This window comes from Halobacterium noricense (assembly GCF_021233435.1).
Lineage (GTDB): Archaea > Halobacteriota > Halobacteria > Halobacteriales > Halobacteriaceae > Halobacterium > Halobacterium noricense.
Window position 1 is genome coordinate 1,773,611 of the sequence record NZ_CP089468.1, and the last position, 23,126, is coordinate 1,796,736.

At 56.3% G+C, this 23,126-nt stretch carries 25 protein-coding genes and 1 tRNA gene; 19 read left to right on the top strand and 7 right to left on the bottom strand.

Annotated elements, in window-relative coordinates:
* The first annotated feature begins 78 nt into the window (after positions 1–78).
* From LT974_RS09265 to LT974_RS09275, 3 genes are all read left to right on the top strand, one after another.
* Positions 79–1,188 carry a glutamate--cysteine ligase gene (locus tag LT974_RS09265; protein ID WP_232587392.1) on the top strand — a complete coding sequence of 370 codons (1,110 nt, stop codon included), beginning with the start codon at positions 79–81 and terminating at the stop codon, positions 1,186–1,188.
* 75 nt (positions 1,189–1,263) lie between these two features.
* A complete protein-coding gene (locus LT974_RS09270) occupies positions 1,264–1,764 on the top strand; it encodes a winged helix-turn-helix domain-containing protein (RefSeq protein ID WP_232587393.1) in 501 nt (166 codons plus the stop codon).
* Between the two features lie 39 nt (positions 1,765–1,803).
* Positions 1,804–2,280 (top strand): phosphopantetheine adenylyltransferase, encoded by a 477-nt coding sequence (locus LT974_RS09275; RefSeq protein ID WP_232587394.1) that lies wholly within the window; start codon positions 1,804–1,806, stop codon positions 2,278–2,280.
* 4 nt (positions 2,281–2,284) lie between these two features.
* Here LT974_RS09275 and LT974_RS09280 read toward each other — a convergent pair whose 3' ends face one another.
* Positions 2,285–2,593: a transcription initiation factor IIB family protein gene (locus LT974_RS09280; RefSeq protein WP_232587395.1), complete on the bottom strand. Its 309-nt coding sequence runs from the start codon at positions 2,591–2,593 to the stop codon at positions 2,285–2,287.
* Between the two features lie 119 nt (positions 2,594–2,712).
* Between LT974_RS09280 and LT974_RS09285 the strand changes: the two genes are divergently transcribed.
* From LT974_RS09285 to LT974_RS09295, 3 genes are all read left to right on the top strand, one after another.
* The gene (locus LT974_RS09285; RefSeq protein WP_232587396.1) at positions 2,713–3,135 is read left to right on the top strand and encodes a hypothetical protein; all 423 of its coding nucleotides are present in this window, start codon (positions 2,713–2,715) and stop codon (positions 3,133–3,135) included.
* A gap of 39 nt (positions 3,136–3,174) precedes the next feature.
* Positions 3,175–3,258, top strand: a tRNA-Leu gene (locus tag LT974_RS09290).
* A gap of 49 nt (positions 3,259–3,307) precedes the next feature.
* Entirely contained in the window at positions 3,308–4,474 is a 1,167-nt protein-coding gene (locus tag LT974_RS09295) for a tyrosine-type recombinase/integrase (protein WP_408611679.1), read from the top strand.
* Between the two features lie 23 nt (positions 4,475–4,497).
* Here LT974_RS09295 and LT974_RS09300 read toward each other — a convergent pair whose 3' ends face one another.
* Positions 4,498–4,782, bottom strand: a complete 285-nt coding sequence (locus LT974_RS09300) for a hypothetical protein (protein ID WP_232587398.1) — start codon at positions 4,780–4,782, stop codon at positions 4,498–4,500.
* Positions 4,783–5,357: 575 nt separating this feature from the next.
* A complete protein-coding gene (locus LT974_RS09305) occupies positions 5,358–6,491 on the bottom strand; it encodes a PDDEXK family nuclease (RefSeq protein WP_232587399.1) in 1,134 nt (377 codons plus the stop codon).
* Positions 6,492–6,578: 87 nt separating this feature from the next.
* On the opposite strand from LT974_RS09305, the gene LT974_RS09310 reads away from it, so the two are divergent.
* A complete protein-coding gene (locus LT974_RS09310) occupies positions 6,579–6,821 on the top strand; it encodes a PadR family transcriptional regulator (protein ID WP_232587400.1) in 243 nt (80 codons plus the stop codon).
* Positions 6,822–6,885: 64 nt separating this feature from the next.
* Here LT974_RS09310 and LT974_RS09315 read toward each other — a convergent pair whose 3' ends face one another.
* On the bottom strand, positions 6,886–8,139 hold the full coding sequence (locus LT974_RS09315; protein WP_232587401.1) for a PDDEXK family nuclease: 1,254 nt from the start codon (positions 8,137–8,139) through the stop codon (positions 6,886–6,888).
* A 135-nt stretch (positions 8,140–8,274) separates the two neighbouring features.
* On the opposite strand from LT974_RS09315, the gene LT974_RS09320 reads away from it, so the two are divergent.
* From LT974_RS09320 to LT974_RS09350, 7 genes are all read left to right on the top strand, one after another.
* A complete protein-coding gene (locus LT974_RS09320) occupies positions 8,275–9,549 on the top strand; it encodes an IS4 family transposase (protein WP_232590237.1) in 1,275 nt (424 codons plus the stop codon).
* A 226-nt stretch (positions 9,550–9,775) separates the two neighbouring features.
* The gene (locus LT974_RS09325) at positions 9,776–10,345 is read left to right on the top strand and encodes a hypothetical protein (RefSeq protein ID WP_232587402.1); all 570 of its coding nucleotides are present in this window, start codon (positions 9,776–9,778) and stop codon (positions 10,343–10,345) included.
* Positions 10,346–11,445: 1,100 nt separating this feature from the next.
* Entirely contained in the window at positions 11,446–13,122 is a 1,677-nt protein-coding gene (locus tag LT974_RS09330) for a hypothetical protein (protein WP_232587403.1), read from the top strand.
* 532 nt (positions 13,123–13,654) lie between these two features.
* Positions 13,655–14,149: a hypothetical protein gene (locus LT974_RS09335; protein ID WP_232587404.1), complete on the top strand. Its 495-nt coding sequence runs from the start codon at positions 13,655–13,657 to the stop codon at positions 14,147–14,149.
* 62 nt (positions 14,150–14,211) lie between these two features.
* Positions 14,212–14,535, top strand: coding sequence for an SWIM zinc finger family protein (locus tag LT974_RS09340; protein WP_232587405.1), 324 nt, complete (start codon positions 14,212–14,214; stop codon positions 14,533–14,535).
* A 349-nt stretch (positions 14,536–14,884) separates the two neighbouring features.
* Positions 14,885–15,289, top strand: coding sequence for a DUF5362 family protein (locus tag LT974_RS09345; RefSeq protein WP_232587406.1), 405 nt, complete (start codon positions 14,885–14,887; stop codon positions 15,287–15,289).
* Between the two features lie 412 nt (positions 15,290–15,701).
* Positions 15,702–15,893: a hypothetical protein gene (locus LT974_RS09350; protein WP_232587407.1), complete on the top strand. Its 192-nt coding sequence runs from the start codon at positions 15,702–15,704 to the stop codon at positions 15,891–15,893.
* 127 nt (positions 15,894–16,020) lie between these two features.
* Here the strand turns inward: LT974_RS09350 and LT974_RS09355 are convergent, their stop codons facing one another.
* A complete protein-coding gene (locus LT974_RS09355; protein WP_232587408.1) occupies positions 16,021–16,977 on the bottom strand; it encodes a hypothetical protein in 957 nt (318 codons plus the stop codon).
* 92 nt (positions 16,978–17,069) lie between these two features.
* Positions 17,070–17,858 carry a hypothetical protein gene (locus LT974_RS09360; protein WP_232587409.1) on the bottom strand — a complete coding sequence of 263 codons (789 nt, stop codon included), beginning with the start codon at positions 17,856–17,858 and terminating at the stop codon, positions 17,070–17,072.
* A 764-nt stretch (positions 17,859–18,622) separates the two neighbouring features.
* Between LT974_RS09360 and LT974_RS09365 the strand changes: the two genes are divergently transcribed.
* The 4 genes from LT974_RS09365 (at position 18,623) to LT974_RS09380 (ending at position 21,720) form a co-directional block, all read left to right on the top strand.
* On the top strand, positions 18,623–19,129 hold the full coding sequence (locus tag LT974_RS09365; protein WP_232587410.1) for a hypothetical protein: 507 nt from the start codon (positions 18,623–18,625) through the stop codon (positions 19,127–19,129).
* Between the two features lie 334 nt (positions 19,130–19,463).
* On the top strand, positions 19,464–19,613 hold the full coding sequence (locus tag LT974_RS09370) for a DUF7837 family putative zinc-binding protein (RefSeq protein WP_232587411.1): 150 nt from the start codon (positions 19,464–19,466) through the stop codon (positions 19,611–19,613).
* A gap of 86 nt (positions 19,614–19,699) precedes the next feature.
* Positions 19,700–20,296, top strand: a complete 597-nt coding sequence (locus LT974_RS09375; protein WP_232587412.1) for a TetR/AcrR family transcriptional regulator — start codon at positions 19,700–19,702, stop codon at positions 20,294–20,296.
* Positions 20,296–21,720, top strand: a complete 1,425-nt coding sequence (locus tag LT974_RS09380) for an MATE family efflux transporter (protein WP_232587413.1) — start codon at positions 20,296–20,298, stop codon at positions 21,718–21,720. The genes LT974_RS09375 and LT974_RS09380 overlap by 1 nt, the downstream gene beginning before the upstream one ends.
* A 6-nt stretch (positions 21,721–21,726) precedes the next feature.
* Here LT974_RS09380 and LT974_RS09385 read toward each other — a convergent pair whose 3' ends face one another.
* The gene (locus LT974_RS09385; protein ID WP_232587414.1) at positions 21,727–22,092 is read right to left on the bottom strand and encodes a DUF2267 domain-containing protein; all 366 of its coding nucleotides are present in this window, start codon (positions 22,090–22,092) and stop codon (positions 21,727–21,729) included.
* A gap of 221 nt (positions 22,093–22,313) precedes the next feature.
* Between LT974_RS09385 and dacZ the strand changes: the two genes are divergently transcribed.
* Entirely contained in the window at positions 22,314–23,126 is an 813-nt protein-coding gene (gene dacZ / locus LT974_RS09390) for a diadenylate cyclase DacZ (protein WP_232587415.1), read from the top strand.

Consider the following 23,126-nt stretch of genomic DNA (forward strand, 5'->3'; position numbering starts at 1 on the left):
CGCTGGTTCGCCGAGACACCCGGTAACTCCGCCGACTTCCAGAACTATTTACGGCCGCCGCGGGAAACTCCCGGCAGCATGGACGTGGGTTCGCCGGAGGCGTTCGCGGAGCTGGGGACGCTCGGCGTCGAGGAGGAGTTCTTCGTCGTCGGTGAGGACGGCGTCCCGACAGCCGGGACCGACCAGTTAGTCTACGAGGCCGAGCCGCCGGAGCTGCTGGAGGGGCGGCTCGACCACGAGCTGTTCAAGTTCGTCGTGGAGACGCAGACGCCGAAGCTCGACGGGCCGGGCGACGCCGCCGAGGCGGTCCGTGACGTCCGGGCGGCGCTGGTCGCGCACGCCGAGGCGAACGGCTACCGCATCGCGGCCGCGGGCCTCCACCCGGGGGCGCGCTGGCGCGAACACGAGCACGCCGAGAAGCCGCGCTATCGCTCCCAGCTCGAACGCATCCAGTACCCACAGCACCGGAACACGACCGCCGGCCTGCACGTCCACGTCGGCGTGGACGACGCGGACAAAGCGGTCTGGGTGGCGAACCAGTTGCGCTGGCACGTCCCCGTGATGCTGGCGCTGTCGGCGAACTCGCCGTTCTGGAACGGCTTCGACACGGGGCTGGCGTCGGCACGCGCGAAAATCTTCGAGGCACTGCCCAACACCGGAATTCCCACCGAATTCGACTCCTACGCGGACTTCGACCGGTTCGAGCGCCTGATGGTCGAGAACGGCGCTATCGAGGACCGCGGCGAACTCTGGTACGACGTGCGTCCGCACTCCGGTCACGGCACCGTCGAGGTGCGCGCGCCGGACGGGCAGGCCGACCCCGAGAAGGTGCAGGCGTTCACGGAGTACACGCACGCGCTCGTCGTGGACTACGCGAAGCGCTACGAGGACGCCGCCGACCCCGCGGTCACGGACGTTTTCGGGGACGGCGACCCGAGCGGCGCGCTCCGCCGCGAAGTGCTGGACGAGAACAAGTGGCGGGCGACTCGCCACGGCCACGACGCGTCGTTCGTTCGACGGGACGCCAGCGGCGAGGTGTCGCTGGGCGAGGTCGTCGACCGCGAGTGTGAGCGGCTCGGTGTCTCGGGCATCCGGGACGTCTACGACGCTGAGTCGGGCGCGAGCGCGCAGCGCCGGGTGCTCGACGAAGCGGGCGAAGCGGCGCTGTACGAGTCGCTGGTCCTGTAGCCGAGTACCGGGTGAGACCGCGGGGGCGAAGAGTTTTTCACCCACACGTCGCTTTTGACCTGAACGAGACGACGCATGTCCGAGGACACTACCGACGAGACAGCGGGGGAGAACCAGTCGCCACGGGACCGGCTCGGGGAGGAGAAAGAGCGCGCCGTCGCGGGCTTCGACCAGGGAGTCGTCGACATCCTGTCGTGGGTGCTCGACACCGAGACGCGCGCCCGCATCTTCGTCTACCTCCGCCAGCACCCGTGGAGCACGAGCGAAGAAGTCGCCGACGGCACCGGTCTCTACCCGTCGACGGTCCGCGAAGCGCTCGCGGAACTCACCGAGGAGGATGTCGTCGAGCGCCGCAAGCGACAGAGCGAGGGCGCGGGCAACAACCCCTACGAGTACACCGCCATCGCGCCGAGCGACCTCGTCGGCGGCGTCGTCGGTCGCGTCCAGAACGAACTCAACACCGTGTTCAACCTCGACGCGCACCTCGGCAACGAGGACGCCGAGACCACCGACGAGCCGGTCCGCATCGAAGTCGAGGCGGCCGACGACACCGACGAAGACGAACAGCGCTCCTGAACCCAAACTGGTAAACGCTGCGGGTGCCTCCGCCGGCGTATGAACGTCGCCCTCGGTGGGACGTTCGACCCGATTCACGACGGCCACCGCAAGCTCTTCGAGCGCGCGTTCGAGCTCGGGGACGTCACCGTCGGGTTGACCAGCGACGAACTCGCCGCACAGACGCGCAGCGTCGACCGCGAGGTCCGCCCGTTCGAGGAGCGCGAGCGCGACCTCGACGCCGAACTCGACGCCATCGCCGACGACTACGACAGCGAGTTCGAGATCCGGAACCTCGAAGCACCGACCGGTATCGCCACCGAACCCGAGTTCGACGTGCTCGTGGTCTCCCCGGAGACGAAGGCCACGGGCGAGCGCATCAACGACATCCGCGCGGAGCGCGGGCTCGACCCGCTCGACATCGAGGTCGTCGACCACGTCCGCGCCGAGGACGGCGACATCATCTCCTCGACGCGCATCGTGCAGGGCAAAATCGACGAACACGGCAACCTCACGCCCGAACGCGACGGTCGCTAGTTCGCTACCAGGACGGCGCGTGGAAGCCGGCTTCCTCCAGGAGTTCCTTCCAGCGCTGCTGGATGGCGAGCCGTGAGACGTCCGCGGCGTCCGCGACCGCGGTCTGTGAGCGCTGGTCGCCAGCGATGAGCGCGCCCGCGTAGACGCTGGCCGCGACGACCGCGGGCTTCGACCGTTCCTCGCCCGGTACCGCCGACAGGAAAAGGTCCTTCGCGGTCGTTTTCGCTTCCGCATCCAACTGGAGCTCGCCAGCGACGCTGTCGAGGTCGTCGAGCCACCGTTGTTGGTCGAACTCGTCGCCCGCCCGGTACATACCCGTAGGTTCGGCGCGCCGCACGTAAATCTTCGCCGGCGAATTCGGGACAAGTCGAGTGAATCCGGGGCGACGGTGTCGACAGTTGAAGGGGTGGAGGGACGTGGTGGTGACTACAGATGACGACACCACTCGCGTTCGCGGTCGCGTTCGTGGAACTGTTCGCCGGGTTGGCGACGCCCGCGCAGGCTGGCGGCCCCATCGACGACTCCGTGGTCGTGTTCGCGGGGAGCCTGCTCGTCGGCGGCGTCGCCATCCACGTCGCTGCGAGCTACGTCGCCGGCGCGGGCGAGTACGGCGACGCGGTCCTCACCGCGCTCCTCGGTGCCATCGTGTGGGCACTCCTCGACGGCGTGCCGCTGATCGGCGGTCTGCTCGCGCTGGTCGCGTGGGTCGGCGTCATCAAGTGGCGCTACCCCGTCGGCTGGACGCGTGCCGGCATCATCGGCGTCGCCGCATGGGCCGTCGCAACCGTCGTCCTCGCCGCGCTCACGCTCGTCGGCGTCGGGTCGCTGGACGCGCTCGGCGTGCCCGGGACGTAACACAATTCTCATTTGTCTGCCTCGGATACGTCGAGGTGCGCGCGGGTAGCCAAGCCAGGAAAAGGCGTAGCGCTTAGGACGCTATCCCGTAGGGGTCCGCCGGTTCAAATCCGGTCCCGCGCACTACCGTACCCCGTCGCTGTCTTGCTATTTTCGGGCTAACTGAGCAAGCATGAATGACGATCTCGAAACGACGCTGAAGGACTGTTCCGTAATTTCAAATAGCCAGTTGGCTGATGATAGGCACATTCGCATCGTTCCGGAATCGCCAGCAAGCAAGCTGACCGACCAGCAATTCGTCGACTATCACGAATATAGAAAGAGTTTCCTGTCATACCTGTTGAACGTCGGCAAGAACGAAGATAAAGCCGAAGGGTACTCGCCCTACACCGTTTACGCCGACAGCTACAGGCAAGTCCGCTTCGATGAATGGGTCTGGAATCAAGCCGATCAATACAAAGTACCACCCACACAGAAGGACGCGAGCGCGTACCTCGAGCATATCGCGTTCAGCGACAAGTCCCAGACGTGCAAAGGCAAAATCCAGGAAGCTCTCCTTCGATACTCCAAATGGCTCCAGCACAAGTACGGCCAGAACGCCTGGGAGTTCGAGTGGTCGTTCGACGGGAGCGGCCAGAGTAGCGCCCAACCACAAGACTTCCTGAGCGTCGACGAACGCCGGAAAATCCGTCAGGCCGCCCTCAACGAAGGGTCAATCCCCGCACGAAGCGGCCTCACCGCGAACGAACGCAAGGAGTGGGCGGGCTACATCGCCCAACTCCTCGACAAACCCATCGACGACGTCACCACGGAGGACTGGGACGACATCGACGGCTGGAAAGTCACCTCCATCGTCTGGACCAGCCTCGACGCCGGCCTCCGGCCAGTCGAGGTCGCCCGCGCCCGCACCTCCTGGGTGGACACCGCCAACGACGTCCTCCGCATCCCGAGAGACGAGTCCAGCAAGAACGAGGGGAACTGGACAGTGAGCCTCACGGAACGCACGTCAACGGCGCTCGACCGGTGGCTGACCGAACGCGAGATGTACGACCGCTACGACGACACCGATGCGCTCTGGCTCACGTACCGTGGGAATCCGTACAGCTCCCAGAGCCTTCGGCGACTCCTCCGTCGGCTGTGCGAGGACGCCGGCATCGAGGTTGAGAACCGGAGCATGTCGTGGTACTCCATCCGACACAGTGTCGGGACGTACATGACGAAGGAACGCGACCTCGCGGCGACCAAGGCCCAGCTCAGGCACAAGAGCGCGAAGACGACGATGAAGTACGATCAGGTTCCCGTCGAGGACCGCCAAGACGCTCTTGACAAAATGGGGTAAACCCCCCTTCAACAAGGCGTGATTCAGCGGGGCGGAAGATTGGACTCCTCGTTCTGGGCGGTTTCCACCATATGCTCAACGAGGCGTTGTGATTCCGCCCAATTCGCCTGTTGTTCGTACACAACGGCTATTGCTTGAAGGAGGAGACGTTCATCAGCAGTAATTTCTCCAGGTGTTTTCTCCGAATAGCGTTGTCTTATTTTGATGGCCAGTTCACGCCGTTCATTTCGGTGTCCAACATCAACAAAACGAGCTAACTCTTGAAGCGTTTGCTGAACGACCGTGTCTGAATCAGTCTTTGAACACATATATCACCAATATCTGAGGAGTTCACACATATCTGTTTGTATCACCCGTATACTACGTATTATACGGGTCACACGCCTGTCACCGTCATGAGCCGAACCAGTCTTTCGACTATCCAAACGCAATTAGTATCAAAAATACTATATAAATAACCAGTCTATCTTCAAATGGGCCTCATTAAGGGGCTCACAGAAGCCGTCTTGCGGTTCCAACCCCTCCTGACAGGGTTCCAAGATATTTGGCTGACCAGCGGAGCGTGAACCGGCTGTGGGGCCGGTGCTCCGTTCTTTCTTCTACTAATACTCGTCTTGAGCGGTTGATGGCATGTTCTCGCGCCGTTTTAGGAATCTCCGGAATCAGAAAGTGAGTTGCGAGCCACGCTGGCCCGGCCGGAGCCTCTGATCTCTCCCTCGGACGGCCGATCCTGGCCATCGGGAGAGACAGCCCGACTCCACCAGCCCGTTGCTGGCTCCCCTAATGTGGGGCGACAATCCCACCAAAGAGGTCGACTAACCCGCCATGCGCCCAACCAACCACCCCGACCGTTGTTTCGGGCCGTCGTCGCCCTCGTCGTCAGCTACCGTCCGTTGTCTGTGAAGACCTCATGCCCGGTCTTGACGAGGTTCACAAACTCGTTTGCCACTTCCTCCAGGAACGCATTATCGCTCAGTACGTCCGTGGAATCTGTTTCCCAGTCCATCCGGACGATTCGATCCCGTGATCGCGTCTGGCTAACAGTGAAACCACGCTTCTCGAAATGGTCGGCTTGATCGCGGATAGTTGTAAGTACCTCTTTGTCCTCACCCATGTAGTCTATTGCGACGAGTACGCTCTCCCACTTGGCTGGACGAAGATACAGCGTATACTTGATCCCCGCTGGCTGGTCGAGACTGTCAGCCGCAATATGTGGACGATAACTGTCGATCTCCTTGAACGCCTTACTGGATACGTTTATCCCAATCTCTGACTGGAGCTTCGGGATGATCCGCCCACTGAGATTGGTGGCGACTTCCGGATATGTAGGGTTGGTTGTCCCTTCGGGGCGGATACGCGAGAGCTCATAGTCAAGTACCATATTCGTGGCAAGGATCAAATGATCTATCCCAGTCTCGAACTTTTGGACTTCGACACACTGGAAGTTAAGGCCCCGCTCAAGAAGGTACCGTGCATTACTATGTGTCTGTTTAGTAATGTCTTCAGCTATGATAACCATCCGCTGGTCAAGGTTGAACTCATCTGGCTCCAGCGGCTCTCCGAACACAGCTTCGAACGATGATTGGAGATCATTAGCGGGTACAGCGGAGTCGCTAACAGCCCACTTCCCACTCTTGATGTCTTCTCGGTAATCCTGATAAATATCGTCCAAGCGATCGTACGTGTACGATTCAAGCGACTGAGCGTAGTTCTGTGGTTGGCTTAGGATGGTCTCCTCGCTTGCACTCCCGGAGCCACTTTGTCCGACTTTCAGTTCGATAATGAGGAGGTTGCCGTATTGGTCGAGAGCAAGAAGATCGAGGATGCCTGTATCGACCTGTGTCTGTCGGCCGAAAATAAACACCGGCTCGTCCAGAATCGCTTGCGGGTTTGCGTGAAGAATCGATTCAAGCACGGACTCCTTTCGAATGTCCGACCTCGCCAACTCGTCAGCCACAAACTCCGAGTTGTTCTGAGCGAGGTCAAAAGTGCGCATGGAACTCTCGTCGCCAACCACCAATATATTTCTGGTGTGTTGTATTTTCTAACCGGTTCTAATTTCTTTTATATACCTTACAAGAAACCGGACAGGATTTTCTCGGAGATGAGTCTGATAGGTGAGACGAAACTCAACATTCTTCGAGAGCTAAAGAATGGTCCCGCTCACGGCTACGCAATCTCTGAGGAGATCGGCGTTTCATCGGGCGGAATCTATACGCACCTGAATGAGTTGGAAGAGGAGGGGATGATCGCCGTCACTGAAGAGCGAGAAAGTGGGCGGCAACAGAAGTATTACGAGCTAACCGAGAATGGTGAGTTACTTCTGGAAGCTCTCGGTGAAGATTGAGTTCATATCTTTTGCAATCACAGTAGAACGGACCCAATCGGAATGACTCTGTTTTCAGTTCTAATCAGAGACCAAGATCTTCCCGGACGTCCGCGGCGGAAAGTATCCCACTCTCGGCGAAGAAGTCCTGAATTCCTGGTCCAGTCGCATCCCCAGGACCGAGACTAAACATAGGGTCCCGCAAACTGTTCTCAAGTAGTGCGAGGAGTGCGTCGGCTTCGACGAGCCGAACTTCCTGTATGTCGGTCGTGATTTTGAGAGTTCGAACCGCCTCTTGGCTCTCGTCAGAAATGCCACCGGATATAACCGCGAAGTAGATGTTCCGGAACCCTTGGTTTCGGAGGGTTGGAACCTCTCTGTTGATATAATCTTGAAACTGTCTTTCATCCCCCGTGTTTATGCTATACCCGTCACGACGGACTTTCGCATCGTAGATTATTGCGTAGTTATGCATCCGATCCTTAGCGACACCGTCGGGGTTTCGACCCATCCCTTGGCCCAATTCCTCAACCTCGAATCCGATCATTCGGAGGCATTTCGCGAGGCGGTTCTCAAACAGCGTCTCAACGGCGTTCCCAGTCTCATCGGCAAGTTCCTCCATCTCCTCGGTATTATCCGCAAGGTCCGGGAGAATAGACACAATCGGTGGTGTGTAGCTATCTGGGAGTGTTTGATGTGTGGTCTCCGCTGACCCATCATCGTCATCTTCGTCGAACTCGTCGCGCTGTTGCCAGTACCAAAAGGCGTGCTCAACGGTCCACAGATGCATTTCTCGCCCAGTATAGTCAGCCAGCGATTCGCGCATCTCCTCGTTTAACTCCCAGAACTCAGCATAGCTGTCAGCCAGGTCGTCTTTCGGCTCCCAGATTGCAAGGTCGGAGAGCGCATTCACCATCGACGTGTAATAGATGGGGTATCGGTCAGGGTCGTGTACTTGCCAGAAGTACGAGAGAAAGTACGGAATTGACCCTGGACGAGGTGCTTTTCTGAGGTCCTCCGCTTCGTTGCGAAGACGTTCGACGAACCCTTCCAGGGTACGAATCCTCTCTTTGGCCGCACTCTCGTCTTCTGGTGGTTGGATGAGGTTTCGGAGGAGATCAGCAAGTTCGTCCCGCCGACCTTCGCCAGCGGAACTGTAGAGCATATTGAAAAACATCATCCCGTTCATACCTTTGAACCCCCAGTATGGGAATCGCTTATTTTGCCCATCAATCTCCGACTTGAACTCGCCCAGCGCCATGTCTTCATCGAGGAAAGAGCCTATGAGGTCACGGAGACGGGGGAGTCTATCATGTCGGCGCTCGTCGGCCGTCTCCATGTCGACAATATCACCCTGGCCATTCGTCTTTAGCTAAGCGAGGAACCGCGTGACAGCAGCGGCTTATCGAGGATACTTTTTGAGAGGAACGAGGAGGCGGCAAGTGTGCACCAAGACGCCTCCTCATCGAGAATCATGCGTCGTCTTACTACACTGTTTCCTTCTGAGTTCCTCGAAGAGCACGCCGAGGAACTCGGCGTGGTCGAACGCGAGGGCAAGCTTCAGATTCCCGTCCTCGTATGGGCGCTCGTGTTCGGCTTCGCCACAGGAGAGAGCCGAACACTCGCTGGGTTCAGACGTAGCTACAACTCCACAGCCGATGAGACGATCTCTCCCGGTGGCTTCTATCACCGGCTGACGCCGTCACTTGCAGAGTATCTCCGCGACCTCGTCGAGCGTGGTCTCGACGAGGTCGCTGTTCCCGACGCTGTTGACGCTGATATCGACCGATTTAGAGACGTGATGATCGCTGATGGAACGGTGCTGCGGTTGCACGAGTTCCTTTCCGACGAGTTCCAAGCTCGCCACGAGGAGCAGGCTGGAGCGAAGCTCCACCTGCTCCACAATGCCACCGACCAGACGATTGAACGGATTGACGTGACCGATGAAAAAGCGCACGACAGCACGTTGTTCAAGACGGGGTCGTGGCTGCATGGACGGCTGGTTTTGTTTGACCTAGCGTACTTCAAGTACCGCCGCTTTGCGCTGATCGACGAGAACGACGGCTACTTTGTGAGCCGGTTGAAGCAGAACGCGAATCCGGTGATAACAGAGGAGTTACGGGAATGGCGCGGGCGCGCCATTCCCTTGGAAGAGGAGAAGATCCACGACGTAGTCGGTGATCTCTCGCGGGAGTACATTGACGTAGAGGTCGAAGCGGAGTTCAAGCGGGGTCAGTACGAGGGAACACGGTCGCTAGACACGAAGCGGTTCCGCGTCGTCGGCGTCCGGGACGAGGACGCCGACGACTACCATCTGTACATCACAAATCTACCGAGAGAAGAGTTTCTCCCGGCAGATCTAGGGACGCTGTATCGGTGTCGATGGGAGGTAGAAACGCTGTTTCGTGAGTTGAAGACGCAATACGAACTAGATGAGTTCGACACGAGCAACCCTGTTGTGGTGGAGATTTTGCTGTATGCGGCGTTGCTGTCGCTGCTAGTGAGCCGTGAGTTGTTGGATCTGGTCACCGAGCAGGCTGACGACGAGATCGTGTTTCCACCGGAACGCTGGGCGGCGACCTTCCGGTCGCACGCCCAGCTCATTCTTCACGAACTCGGTGAGTTCCTCGGCTACTCACCACCGCCGCTGTTGGAGCGGCTGATCGAAGACGCACAGAAGATCCACCAGCAACGACCGATACTGCAAGAGACGCTCGCTACCGCTACGCAACCGAGGTGTGAGGCTTAGCTAAAGACGAATGATCACCCTGGCTATCTTGCATCCGGTATTCATTTTCCTCGAATGCATCCCAGACGCGAGTTAGCTGTTGGGTATCAGCAAGCGGCATCTTATCTGGTTTTCAGACCACGTACTCAAGGTAGTTCCCCCTCTCTGAACTGGAAACACCAACCCTATTGTATCAGTTAGTAAAGGTTTACTATACTATACTTCTTATTTTTACTCGGGAACACCCGTGACTGACAAGTCCAGCGATCAGCTTCGCTTCGGTGAAAATGGCGAGCTCAAAGAGAGAGAAGAAGAATCACAGTCAACAGCCAATCTGAAAGACGACGGTGATCCTATGGGGAGATTCCAAACCAAAGGTGGATTCTCGATATTCCCCGTTAGTTCGTTACTCCAAAAATCGGTTAGGCGATCAGATGAAGAACTCGCGGCATGGGCGGCCTGGGAACTCGTCCGATCAGGCTACGAATCGATGTTCTGGAAACGTGTACTCACAATAGCCACCGAGGATATTAGCGTCAGAGATGACGTGACTACACAGATACGTTCACTGTACAAGCTCGGAACCGGCCAGGAGAATGCTACGAGTGGATGGTCAGGCGATGAGGAAAGAGGACGTATCTGTGCGATCAGGGCGGCCCTCACATGCGCCCAAGCGGAGTCCAGCCGGTTGAGTGACATCTCAACAACACCTTTGAGCGGATCGCTGACGAGCGTGTCAACGCCGCTGAGGAAGGTCGTGACCCAGTCTACGACTTCCCCGCCGGCCAGCTCAATATTGATGGTCAATACGATGTGATTCACGATATGCATACCTCGACTGGGTCGGGGAGGAATCGCGGCTACAAGCACTTCCTGGTAAACTCGTCAAGAACAGATTCGGTGGCTGATCAGGAAGTGCACTTCAAGCGGATTAACATGGAACTGGTTGAACGAGCTGATGACACCGACGCTGAGTTCTCCGATACTGAGATGGACCACGCATTAAGTACAGTTGATTCAGAAAATCCGTGGCGAGAACCCGATTTTGAACAGGACACACTTGGTTCTAAGTAATATTGAGCCCCAAATTTCGACGCCCCTAAACACCCCGATAGATGCCCTGACACACCCCCTCGGCTAATTTTACAGACGGCTCCGATTTCACCGGAAGGTGGTTTGGTGTCCCCGAGTCATTCGGGTGTAATCTACTGAACGGATAGAAATTCTCACCCCCCAGATTTCCTAAGTCGCCCACGTGCTTGACACCCCCCTCATTTCCTAAGTCTTTGAGGTGAGAAAGAGACGGTGGCCTTGCGAGCTGGCCGACACGGGTGATGGCATGCCAGTTCGATTCAAGGACTGGTAACACGACGACGATCTCACGGAACTATTCTCCTTAATGTACTAAGATTTGAATCGTTTTCCTTACACAGACAACCGTATGCTGTCTATCATTTCATAGTCGTAATTGATCTGGAAATCGTTAATTTGCTCCCACGGTATATTGGGGAATGAATAGCTCGTCAAAACCGGTATTAACTCAGGGTGTCTCGTTATCTACGAGAGGTGACAAAGTAGAGACTACGCGGTTAGAACGGGATGAGGGAGGTGCCTCAGTGGAACGCCGGGTCAAACGTTCCTACTATTGTGTTGCCCTTGATGGGTTATTACTCTTACTGGGGATGATCTTGATCCCGTGATACCGTATCTCTGATATAATTAATGGATGACCATTCAGTCCCCAGTGACGACGACAAGCCTACACAAATACCTGAAGATGTGATAATAGAGAAAGGTGATACAATCAGATCAGAAGTCTCTGGATATATCCATGATCTCCTCCGTCAGTGGTCGACTGAGAGTCCCTTTCTCGTTCATTTCAAAACGACTCAAGGAACTGGCAAAACAACCGGAGGAATGGACGCGGTCGAAATAAAAGGTCCCGCGGCGGCATTTGGCCCGCGACACGTCGATATTGACGAGGATGCGGATCGGTTCGGAGAGAGATACAGCATTAGATTTGTCGGCAAGGACAAGGCCTGTACGAACGACCGATTCAAAGACAAGCATAGCTCTGTGAGCAAAGAAGTCAGTAAGGATTGGTGTGATGGTTGCCCAGAGAGAGACAGGTGCGAATATTTTGAGCCGTTCAACCAAATCGAAAACGAAACCCGTAGCCTAACGGCCCCTCACAATTACCTCGAAATCTTCCCAGACATTCTCGATCAGTGGGATGAAATTGAGGTTATACTGATCGACGAGACTCCGTGGTACAATATTTTCGAAAAAGCCATTCAAATTGGAGCCCAGGACATCACCCACACACGAAGCGCACTCAGAAACCTTGATGAAGGAAATAAGAGTGACAGCGAAACCATCGAGGACTCATTATTACTCCTTGATACGATGTCCTCGGCACTGACTGACGAAGACGGCGGTGAAAAACAGTCTAACCGAGCCTACAAGCTTGCCACCGGTATTGATTTCAGTGAATTATCTACTGAGTTGACCGAGATTCATGATGAGCGAGTGCTTGATGGAACTGATTATACTGACGCAATCGTCGCTATTGCGGATAATTTAGAAGAAGTTGAGCGAACCACTCACTGGGCGAGTGAGCAAGGTATAATCGACGAATGTGACTCTCCACCGGACGAACTCTGGGGAGTTGATAACAGCACCAAGGACAACGCAAGCTTCGAACTCCGATGGCGCAACTTCGATCTGATGGAGATCGCTCGCCAAAAGCCAGTATTTGTCCTCGCTACAGAGATGCCAACTGAAAGCGTCGAAGCAATATTTGAATTGCCTGTTGTCACGGTCGAGGATACCGTCTCTCCAGATGCGGAAGTTATCCAGTTAGATTCACGAATGGCCGGCATCACGCGACTCCGAAAGCGAAACCAAACATTCGAAAACTTGGTAGAGTTCACACGCTTAGCTCTACGCCGGGAGTGTGCCACCGGGAGAAAGACACTAATTGGAGTGAAAAAAGCCCTCAAAGATGATGTGCGTGAGCAACTACAAGAGAGTGGATTTGTCGAAGGCGACGATTTTGAACTTGGGTATTATTACGGGATGACGGGTAGCAATCGGTTTGAGGACTGTGACGCTTTTGTTGGCTTCGGCACTCCCGGCCTGTCTAACAACGTGACGGATACCAGTAGTGTCGTCTCCGGTGTATCGGAAAAAATCTTACAACAGGAGGGTCGCGAAGGAGAACTCCGAGATGCAATCCATCGCATCCGCCCAGCCCGTATGGAAGCCACTCCTCGGGTTTACTTGTTCACCAACGCGGTTGACCTCAGCTCGGATTTCAGCGGCACATATGAGCGATTCAATACACCTGACATTCGATCTAAGCTTACTCAACAGGTTGAGACAGCTGAGCGACAAAGCCGGATTCAGAAATTCATCCGAGACTCATCGCCTGATCCGACAATTACACAGATGGTGAAAACACTACCATATGGACATTCTACGCTTACGTCCGAACTCCGGCACCTCAACAAACAGGGCGTAACAGAATCTCATGAGGATACAACGAAGGGACGGGGAAACAATCCCACACGATACCGGCTCATTAGTTCTTAGCTCTACAGTTATTTAATTCGGCAAAGCGCAAAATACCTACAATAATAATAGTAGGGAAACATCGACTTCGCCAATTAATAAAAGTAGATCTTGCTGACATGCCATCAACCAAGATATACGAGTAAAGTAGGCCACAGTACTCCCAAGACAAAGTAACAGAAAGTAAACACTTAACACATCTTCCCACATATATCTAAACACGGGAAAACCCCAGAGCTACAGCTTCAAACAACTGGTTTGGAGAAGCCGGTGTGGTAGCACCGATTCTGTAGGTTGCCCGTGGAGACGAGAACCTAATGTCAAACACGACTTCCGGAGTGGAAACGCTGTCGGTCACCGAGACTGAGATCAGCTATATCGACGCTCACCGCGTCGTCAACAGGGAAGAACGAGTTCCCGGTCAGCACCCTGATCCATCACTACGTTCCGATGGTCAGACGGAATACACCGAGCGATACATCGAGTGTCTGGACTGTGGAGCCGAGAGGTTGAGCAAGGATGATTTCCCAGTTGAGTGCAACGGAGGTCAGCGATGAAGATCGTCGACGCTCAGATCGACTGGCGGGAGGACGTCGGGAATGATCCCCGACTGGAGGTCCTCGTCGACGAAACGCCAGACCGGTCCGCACTTCGTTTCGAGCACGAGAGCGGACTCTGGACAGCCATCGACGACGGTTACGTCGAGTACTTCGCCTGGAGCGGTGACGGGAATGATGGCGGTTTCTCCGGTCGGTCGTTCGAGGTGACGACCGTCAACGGCGAACAGGTCACGCTCAGAGGCCCGTGGAGTTCGAGAGCCGGCTGTGTGAACAAGCGACGGTTCGGGCCGGTCGTCGACGTGCGACTTTCGACCGACCCCAGCGTGCTCGAAAGAGGCTACACGTTCCAAACGGGAACCTTGACGTTGTCGGCGGCGAAGCAAGCTATCGACATCGCGGACGACGAAGCGCACTTCGAGCGGGTCGAGAAATTCGACAATAACGAACCCTACTGGGTGCCCGTCCGGGACGGCGGAGGTAGTGAATAATGTCGTCCCAGTCAGTCCAGTCGCCGGTCAAGCCACGCACGATTCGGGCGGCAAGGGAACACATGACCGTCATCGAAGAAGCTCGAGCCTTATTCGAGGTGACGACGGAGTCGGGGTCAGCCTACACGGTGGACCTACGAGAACCAGCCTGTAGCTGTCCTGATTTCCAACATCGCCAGAGCGTGAAAGAGTGTAAGCATATTCGGCGGGTTCGAATTGAGGTCGGTCAGGTTGACGTCGAGACGCTTGAAATGAACATCATCGAGATGGCGGATAATCTCGAATCGAACGCCGCCGATCTCGAAGCACAGGCCCAAGACTTCACTGACACCGTTAACGAGCTCCGAGATGCTCTTGACCGAATAGAGGAGGTTTCGGGCCGATGAACTAGGAGGGTATTCGACCCGAATCCCAGGAGTTGATTCGACGCGATCGCTCTCAACGGACCTCGGCGGTCTATCAGGGGTACCGAGACCCAACGGCACCGGTTGGTGCGGAGTGTACGGTCAAGGCCGGCGAGGAATCGGTTTCATCGATGCCGCGACACAGCGGATGAGTAGCGAGTAGCTCATTCTTGTGGGCTTATCGAGTCTATCAGCCAGTCGTATAATGCATCAACACTCTAACTCCAATACATACACCAGAGTGGGCGCGCTGTGAGCGGCAAGTTGCTTGATTCAGATATTCGATCAAACGTGAGAATGTACTAAGTGCGGGGAAACAAACACGAATGCGATGGAACAGTTTAGCGAGGAGTGGATTGGCGCACCTGACAGTGAGCTACCGTCGGAACTTCTTAATCGATTCGGGAAGTTCAAGCCGTGCGATGGGTGTGGTGAGGCGAAGATCGCACTGTCCGGGGAGGAACTAAACGCGGCGTACGTGTGTTACGAGTGCGGAACTCAGTATCAGATGCACGAAGTTGAGGAGGACGGCTTCCTGAGCTCACTGTTGTCTCCATCGGATGGGGACGATGGTCGGTTCGGGAAGTCAAGGGAGCAAGCCGCGAAGGACGGGACTCGGAACGCCGGTAAGAGCCTTCAGATGGTGGGTCTCCTGTGTTGCCTGACCATCGTTGGGGCCATCATCGGTATCCCGCTTCTGATTGTCGGGATACACTTGGAGAACAAGCATGAGTGAATCTCACTGTGAAGCGTGCGGGAAGGAACAAACGAAGGAAGAATACGTTTCTGTGGGTCGTCGGCGCCAGCGGCCAATAAATTCGATCTCGGCGTACCGACACGCGACCACCAGTCGTTTGTGACGACTGTTACGAGGACGCGGTCGAACGAATCATGGCTGGATAAGCTACTTTGGGTTCGGATTTTCGATATGCTCCCCTATGCCATCAATCCCAGCGAGCTGTGGGAGAGGGAGGATTGGACTGTTTGGTGATTCTGGTGTATTATGTGCGCATAATCACGTACCTACTGTAGTGACAATACATCCGCCAGAGTGAGTAGATGGAGAATGGAGAATTACCTGATACAGAGACGGATATTTGAGAAAGCGTGGGAATGTACTAAGGTGAACCCGAGCGGAGGTGGTAGGTATGGTAGAACATAAGGTACTCAAAGTTGAGGGGATGCGGAACGCCCTCGGTCGCGGCGACATCATGGGCGACCTTGAGGACGATCTCCAGCGCCTCGAAAAGAAGGGATGGGAAGTGGCTGAGGAGCTATCCGAAAAGAAAGGCGCAACGTGTGGTCTGATACTCAAGCGGGACGAAGACTATGAACCTTAGAGAACATTCGGTTGACCGTTGCATGCCATCAACCTCTATTTGATCCTGAAGATGAGAGGGATGTAGGTTAGTTCCGACACTAAGACCACTTCGAAGTTTGATGTTTTACCACTTGGCCTTAGAGATACTACCACTTTTGTCTTTCATCGTAACAGAAGAAGTGAATTGCAAGCATTGAGTCCAATACGGTCACAAATCCGTCCAAGAGTTCAGAAACATCGATGTCAGCAACAGAGTCTCCTGGGTCAACATGGATTATTTGGTTGTCTCTCACCTTTTTCAAGTTGTGGAGATTCTCATATAAATCGGGCTTTTCAGTCGGAAAGTGTTTTCCTGTGATCGTCTCTATACCAGATTTACACCGATCCTTCCACGTCCAGTGGTTGTTGAGAAAGTCTTCAATAGGGGTATCTGTCCAGCCGGTTGCGCGGAGTGTGCGAGATATTTCTCGACTCAGAAGGTTCTCAAACGACGAAAACAGTAATGAATACATCGCCAAACCGTGGCCTCGGTGATAGCTCGCCAAGGCTTCGTTAAGCAAGGTTACCCATGGTGGCTGGGGAACACCGTCTGAATGGGCGTGATAGTGATATGCGATAGTCACTGTGGATGAATAGCTTTGGCGTTCAGATGTTACAAATCCAATTTTCGTGTCACTGGCTTGTACCAAGTCGACTACTACCGCGTCATCAACAAGTATCGGTCCAGGAAACCATTCAATCTCCTGTCCATCTAAATCAGAGATACCCAATCCAGCTTTCTGGTCGGTCTCACTGAGCAATTTCAAATCTATTTCCAAGTTTCCTCCCCCCAGCAATCCGACCTCTTCCGTTTTTCCAACATCCAACGATTTCGTTCCGACACTCGCAAATCCACCAATTTTCGATGGGCGTCCCGGGAGTTCATCCGTTGATGATTCGTTGAAATATTTTAGAAGTGCATCTTCGGGATGGATTTCATTACCGCAATTCGAACAGTAAAAATCCGACGCAAAAGAGGGATAATCGCTCTTATCGATTGCGTCTAAATCTCCTTTCCTGAATTGAGTATCACAATATGTACAAATGAGATTTGGCCAATCCATGGCCGGCACTGAGGTGCTCATAAAGGTTCCACTCGATGCACTTGTTTAATTCCCCTGTAGAAATCATATTAGCTGAGGTTTGTAAAAGATAGTTATAATATCATAGTAGTTGATGTTCCAAAAATTTCATATCCTCCCTTCTCAAGTATGAAGAAGACCGCAATACCAAAATTCTCAAAGAAGAACTGTTGTTGCTCACGGATCCATCTCACGGGATTTTCTATAAAATTTTGCTCATTAGTCACTTGGGGCGTCTCAAGATCAGATTTTGTCTCACGGAAATTTCCTCTTAGAGTTTTAAATTCCTCAAACAATACTGATTCTTCTTGAATATTTTCAACAAGTGTGAATATATTTTCTATAGGAGATATTTTGTTAGATTCTGATCTAAACGCACCACGTAAGGGCTCAAGAGCATAAATTACGACATGGTCTGAGTCTGAGACCTTTTTCATTTCGCTACAATCAAAACAGATTGAATTTTTCGCCAACTTCTGGTTTTGGTGGTATTCTGAATAATCATCGACGGTATGAAACCCAGGTGCTACATAGATGGACTTTCCTAAACCTTCCCCAAGGTCAACAAGTGTATTATGTTGGTTTTTTGAGTGAATGTCAAATCGATAATACCCTTCATTAAACTCGTCCCATTCTTTCGCACGCCTGGTAGTCAACCACTCTGACCGTTTGTATTGCATAAATAATGGGATGAATCGTATATCACCTTGGTTGAGGCCGATTACAACATCTGAGCCGATTTTAGCTTCATAATTTTGGGTAGGGTAATATGGAGTACCCACAATTTCTCGCCCCCAGCGGTTCTCGATTTCCCTCGTCAAGCCGTAAGTATACTGAAACTCACTGAACTCAGGATCCACCATTTAGTCAGTGGATATACCCAACGAGATATAAACTATATCCAATTATTCTAAACAGGGGGATATCGTTTGGGCCAGTTGCGTGGGTTGAGACGGATAGTGACGAGGGGATAGAGAAAGTATTTGATGAAACGAGCGACGAGAATATCTCACTGGCGGCGGATACTGATTCCGTCGAGCTTCAGGCTGACCTTGAGAACGACATCGAGATGCTGGAACGGTGGCGTGACGGAGCCCAGGCGTCAGTCGCGATGATGAGAAGCCCCATGCGCTCCGTGATACGCTTGAGGACATCGTTGAGACAGCATGGGAGGACGCTGAGGCGCGGCAAATATCTGACGAGGATATCGAGGTGGCCTTCCGTCAAAACCGGAAGATGCTGTTGTTCTCCTACTACGAGGACACCGATGATTGGATTTACGAGTATCTGGAATCCATCGTCAGCCAGGACGAAGACTTGTCATGCTATGAGGGTCGTATTGCCCGGGGAATGGTTCCGGGCTAATGTCACAGGTGACGTTTGACACTTCGTCGTCTGGCTATTGATGTGGTTCAGAATAGGTTCGAAATGCCATCAACCGTTCCGTAGCGCCAAATGGTCATGCCGGAATTTCGGAGTTTCCGGTAGGACAACTGAGGGTATATTTGAACAGCTTAGATTGGGGGTTCTATTCTCGTGTGCGTACATAGGGGCTTGTGTATATGTACATACAGAATATAGCGTTACCTCAGATATTTATGCGGTGACCTGATTTTTCCACTCCTGAATGTCTACGTCTGTGAAGGTTCCTCCTCGTTTAGTTAGAACTGTGCACCGGATGGCCAGCGGTCGAAACGAATCTTTTGAGGCACATGAAGGGTGGGATAATGACGCCAACAGGTGGGGTGTAGACCCGGAGGACCGCAATATAGTTGGACTCATGGGGGAGATGGCGTTCGCTATCTACGCTGATCTTGAGGTTGATACTGAGCTCGTTAAGTGGACGGATGAAGGCGTAGACTTCGAGGTCACGATTGAAGGCGATGAGCGGACAGTCGACGTGAAGACCAGTCAGAAGGACCCGTACGCACTATTTGTGAAGGAGTGGCGGGTAGACTCCGATTACTACGTGCTGGCTCATTTGGAGGATGAACGGACAGTCACCTTCCTGGGCGTAGCGACGAAAGAGATGGTGCTTGACGCGAACCGGAAGGAGTCGAAGTACGGGCACATGAATTATGAGTTGCCCGTATGGGCGATGAACTCTCTCCCAGAGAGTGACGATATTCTGTAGGCCTGTGACGTAGGTGATTATTTATACTATCCCCCTGAAATCGGGATGTTAGCACCGATAAAGTGGCAAGAACCCCCGCTACATCGCTCTAACGATGGTTGAGTGGGGGTCGGCCTTAGGACGCTATCCCGTAGGGGTCCGCCGGTTCAAATCCGGTCCCGCGCATGAGCGAACGAAGTGAGCGAAGAGCAGGACCGATTTGAACCCTGGAAGACGAGCGTAGCGAGTCTTCCTTCGGTTCAAATCCGGTCCCGCGCACCAACGTTCCACTTTCACTACGGTTGGGTCGCCTTTTTGCAATAGCGAGTTCTGTATTCCGATAGAGCCTGAATCCATGTCCACGGAATCTCAGTCCCTCGGTGTGTGCCCGGAGTGTGGTGCGGCCATCCCGTCGGGCGCGGTGCTCGTCGAGTACGAGCGGAACGGCCACCGGGTGGTGTACGCGGAGTGTCCGGACTGCGTGGAGCCAATCCACCCGAGTTAGTCGTTCTCACCCGCGGATAGCGGCACACGGCTTCTCCCTTCCGAACGCTTTTGACTGAATAGTCAGTAAGGACTAGCAACACCAGTATGGCGGCGCAACCGACCGACGAAATTCTGGACGCGACGTATCGCGCGCTCTGCGAGCACGGGTTCGCCGACCTCACCGTGCAGGACATCGCGGACAACTCCGAGAAGAGCAAGGCGACGATTCACTACCACTACGACAGCAAACAGGACCTCTTCGAAGCGTTCCTCGAGTATCTCTACGACGACTACATCGACCACGTCGACGACGTGTCCGGCGAGACCCACCGGGAGCACCTGCTCGCGCTCGTGGAGTTCTCGCTGGCGGAGGGCGGCGACGTCCCCGGCATCGACTTCCGGACGGCGATGCTCGAAATCAAGGCCCAAGCGCCCTACGACGGGGGGTTCCGGAAGCGCCTCACTGACTTCGACCAATACCTCACCGACCGCATCGAGACAGTCGTCGAAGCGGGCGTCGAGGCTGGCGAGTTCCGCGCTGACGTCGACCCCGAGACGACCGCGGAGTTCCTCGTGACGACCATCAAGGGCGCACACACGCGCCGCGTCTCCGTGAACCACCCGCTCGACCGAATCCGGGAGACGCTCGCCGAGTACGTCGAGACCCGCCTCGTCGCCGACGGCGCAGAGGTGAGCGCCTGATGGGGCTCCGAAGCCGGCTCAACTCCGTTTTCAAGGGCCAGGAGGAGTTCGACCTGACCTCCGGGGACGTCGGGAAGCCGCTGTTCTTCCTCGCGCTCCCCATCGTCGTGACGAACCTCTTCCAGACGGCGTACAACCTCGCGGACACGTTCTGGCTGGGCCAGTACAGCACGGACGCGCTCGCCGCTATCAGCTTCGGGTTTCCGATGGTGTTCCTGCTCATCTCGCTGGGCATGGGGCTCTCCGTCGCGGGCAGCGTACTGGTCGCCCAGCACACGGGCGCTGGCGAGGACCGCGAGGCCGAGTACGCTGCCGGACAGACGGTGACATTCGCAGCTATCGCGTCCGCCGTGCTCGGCGGCATCGGCTACTTCTTCGTCGAGGACTTCCTGCGGCTGCTCGGCGCGTCCCAGGACGTGCTCCCGCTGGCGACCAGCTACATGGAGGTTATCGCACTCGGGCTGGCGTTCATGTTCGGCTTCTTCGTGTTCATCGCGCTGATGCGCGGGTACGGCGACACCATCACGCCGATGCTGGTGATGTTTGGGTCGGTCGTCCTCAACATCGTCATCGACCCGTTCCTCATCTTCGGCTGGTGGGTGTTCCCCGAGATGGGCATCCAGGGTGCCGCCATCGCGACGGTGTTCTCGCGCGCGCTGGCGATGGTCGTGGGCCTCGCCATCATGTTCGAAGGCTCGCGCGGCATCGAAATTCACCTCCGTGACATGGCACCGGACTTCGGCTACCTGCGCCGCCTGCTCCGCATCGGGCTGCCCGCCACTATCGAGGGGACGGGACGCGCGCTCTCGATGAACCTGCTGTTGGTCGTCGTCGCGCTGTTCTCCGACACCATCGTCGCGGCGTACGGCATCGGGACGCGCGTGTTCTCGGTCATTTTCCTGCCCGCCATCGCGGTCGCGCGCGGCGTCGAGACGATGACCGGACAGAACATCGGTGCCGACAAACCCGACCGCGCAGAGGCGGCCGCCGGCATCGCCGCGAAAATCCTATTCGGCGTGCTCACCGCGGCCGGCATCGTCACGTGGTTCACCGCGTCCGCAATCGCGGACGTGTTCACCACCGACCCCGCAGTCGTCTCGGTCACCACCGAGTTTCTGCGGTACGTCGCGCTGACGTTCGGGTGCATCGGCATCATGCGGGCGTACACCGGGAGCTTCCGCGGGGCCGGCAAGACGCTCACCGCCGCCGCCATCTCCGTGCTGATGCTCGGCGTCATCCGGCTGCCGGTGGCGTGGTTCTCCGCGCAGTCCATCGGCGAAACCGGCATCTGGCTGGCGTTCGCCGTCTCGAACGTCATCGGCGCCACCATCGCCTACCTGTGGTATCGGCGCGGCACGTGGCGCGACGCCGACCTCACGGAGTCCGAGGCCGCGAGCCCGGACGCCGCCGCGACCGACGACTGACCGCTGTCACGTCTCGACGAGCAGGCGGTCGTACTCCGGCGGGAATTGGGAGGTGATGCCGCGGAACTCTACCTCCGGGAGGACGTCGCTGAGACCGCCGAGGACGGCTTCCACGTAGTCCCAGGCGTCGTCCTCGTCGGCGTTGGCTTCTTCGGCGACGAACGCGACGAACGCGACGAACTCGTCGACCGACAGCGACGTCGGGCCGTCAGCCTCCGTGCGGAGTATCCAGTTGGCGGGGTCGCCGGCGAGGTGGTCGGCGATGTCTTCGGCTTCGCCGCGGGCGATGCGCGCGTGGCGGCGAAGCCGCCACGTTTTGCGGCGGTCGGTGCAGCCGACCGCCCACTCGACGAACCCCGGTAACGCAAGCACGTGAGCGACCACCGGGAGCGAACGCGCGCAGCGAGCCGCGGGAGTGTCGTGAGTGCAACGAACGAGACCACGGGAGACGAGCACTGCGAGTCTCCCGACGGTCGAGACTGCCGAGGGCTTTCAAAACGCAACGTCGTCTCCGCTACTTTCGTCTGCTTATCTGAACACTGCCGGCCGGTGGGCGCTAACCTTTTTGCGCGTGGGGCAGCTTCCTCCAGTAAATGGCCAGGCCACCGGAACTCCTCGAGGACGTGCTCGACGGCATCGACGCGTTGCTCGTGTTCTCGCCGAGCGGTGCGTACTACGACCGCGTGAAGGACGTCGAGGGAGCGGACGTGGTGGTCGTCGCCACGGAGAACTCCGTCAGCGCGGAGACGTTCGTGGAGTTGCCGCTGGCGTTCGACGACGTCAAAGAGCGCATCCGGTTCGGCATCGAAGGCGCGCTGTCGGAGGGGGCCGTCGCGGACGGCGACGAACTCGGCTGTGCAGCGCCGCTGTTCGGCGACGACATCGACATGATCGCGCGCACGAAAGTCGACGAGTCCCGCCACTCCGGCATCTACGACCTGTTCGCGAACTCGCGGGCCGAACCCGGCGTCATCCGGGACGTCTTCGAGGTCGCCATCGAACTCGGGCAGAAGGGCCAGAAGGGCAAGCCCGTCGGCGCGCTGTTCGTCGTTGGGGACGCCGGGAAGGTGATGAACAATTCCCGGCCGCTCTCGTACAACCCCTTCGAGAAGAGCCACGTCCACGTCGGCGACCCCATCGTGAACGTGATGCTCAAGGAGTTCTCCCGGCTGGACGGCGCGTTCGTCATCAGCGACTCGGGGAAGATCGTCTCCGCGTACCGCTACCTCGAACCCAGCGCGGAGGGCACGGACATCCCGAAGGGCCTGGGTGCGCGCCACATGGCCGCGGGCGCAATCACGCGGGACACGACTGCCGTCGCCATCGTGCTCTCGGAGTCCGACGGCCTCGTGCGGGCGTTCAAGAGCGGCGAACTTGTCCTCGAACTCGACCCCGAGGAGTACTGA

Bases quoted from the DNA above. Each gene is read 5' to 3' on its own strand.
- LT974_RS09265 (WP_232587392.1), top strand. From the start codon at position 79: ATGGACGTGGGTTCGCCGGAGGCGTTCGCGGAGCTGGGGACGCTCGGC.
- LT974_RS09270 (WP_232587393.1), top strand. From the start codon at position 1,264: ATGTCCGAGGACACTACCGACGAGACAGCGGGGGAGAACCAGTCGCCA.
- LT974_RS09275 (WP_232587394.1), top strand. From the start codon at position 1,804: ATGAACGTCGCCCTCGGTGGGACGTTCGACCCGATTCACGACGGCCAC.
- LT974_RS09280 (WP_232587395.1), bottom strand. From the start codon at position 2,593: ATGTACCGGGCGGGCGACGAGTTCGACCAACAACGGTGGCTCGACGAC.
- LT974_RS09285 (WP_232587396.1), top strand. From the start codon at position 2,713: ATGACGACACCACTCGCGTTCGCGGTCGCGTTCGTGGAACTGTTCGCC.
- LT974_RS09295 (WP_408611679.1), top strand. From the start codon at position 3,308: ATGAATGACGATCTCGAAACGACGCTGAAGGACTGTTCCGTAATTTCA.
- LT974_RS09300 (WP_232587398.1), bottom strand. From the start codon at position 4,782: ATGTGTTCAAAGACTGATTCAGACACGGTCGTTCAGCAAACGCTTCAA.
- LT974_RS09310 (WP_232587400.1), top strand. From the start codon at position 6,579: ATGAGTCTGATAGGTGAGACGAAACTCAACATTCTTCGAGAGCTAAAG.
- LT974_RS09315 (WP_232587401.1), bottom strand. From the start codon at position 8,139: ATGGAGACGGCCGACGAGCGCCGACATGATAGACTCCCCCGTCTCCGT.
- LT974_RS09320 (WP_232590237.1), top strand. From the start codon at position 8,275: ATGCGTCGTCTTACTACACTGTTTCCTTCTGAGTTCCTCGAAGAGCAC.
- LT974_RS09330 (WP_232587403.1), top strand. From the start codon at position 11,446: ATGGACGCGGTCGAAATAAAAGGTCCCGCGGCGGCATTTGGCCCGCGA.
- LT974_RS09335 (WP_232587404.1), top strand. From the start codon at position 13,655: ATGAAGATCGTCGACGCTCAGATCGACTGGCGGGAGGACGTCGGGAAT.
- LT974_RS09340 (WP_232587405.1), top strand. From the start codon at position 14,212: ATGACCGTCATCGAAGAAGCTCGAGCCTTATTCGAGGTGACGACGGAG.
- LT974_RS09345 (WP_232587406.1), top strand. From the start codon at position 14,885: ATGGAACAGTTTAGCGAGGAGTGGATTGGCGCACCTGACAGTGAGCTA.
- LT974_RS09350 (WP_232587407.1), top strand. From the start codon at position 15,702: ATGGTAGAACATAAGGTACTCAAAGTTGAGGGGATGCGGAACGCCCTC.
- LT974_RS09355 (WP_232587408.1), bottom strand. From the start codon at position 16,977: ATGGATTGGCCAAATCTCATTTGTACATATTGTGATACTCAATTCAGG.
- LT974_RS09360 (WP_232587409.1), bottom strand. From the start codon at position 17,858: ATGGTGGATCCTGAGTTCAGTGAGTTTCAGTATACTTACGGCTTGACG.
- LT974_RS09365 (WP_232587410.1), top strand. From the start codon at position 18,623: ATGTCTACGTCTGTGAAGGTTCCTCCTCGTTTAGTTAGAACTGTGCAC.
- LT974_RS09370 (WP_232587411.1), top strand. From the start codon at position 19,464: ATGTCCACGGAATCTCAGTCCCTCGGTGTGTGCCCGGAGTGTGGTGCG.
- LT974_RS09375 (WP_232587412.1), top strand. From the start codon at position 19,700: ATGGCGGCGCAACCGACCGACGAAATTCTGGACGCGACGTATCGCGCG.
- LT974_RS09380 (WP_232587413.1), top strand. From the start codon at position 20,296: ATGGGGCTCCGAAGCCGGCTCAACTCCGTTTTCAAGGGCCAGGAGGAG.
- dacZ (WP_232587415.1), top strand. From the start codon at position 22,314: ATGGCCAGGCCACCGGAACTCCTCGAGGACGTGCTCGACGGCATCGAC.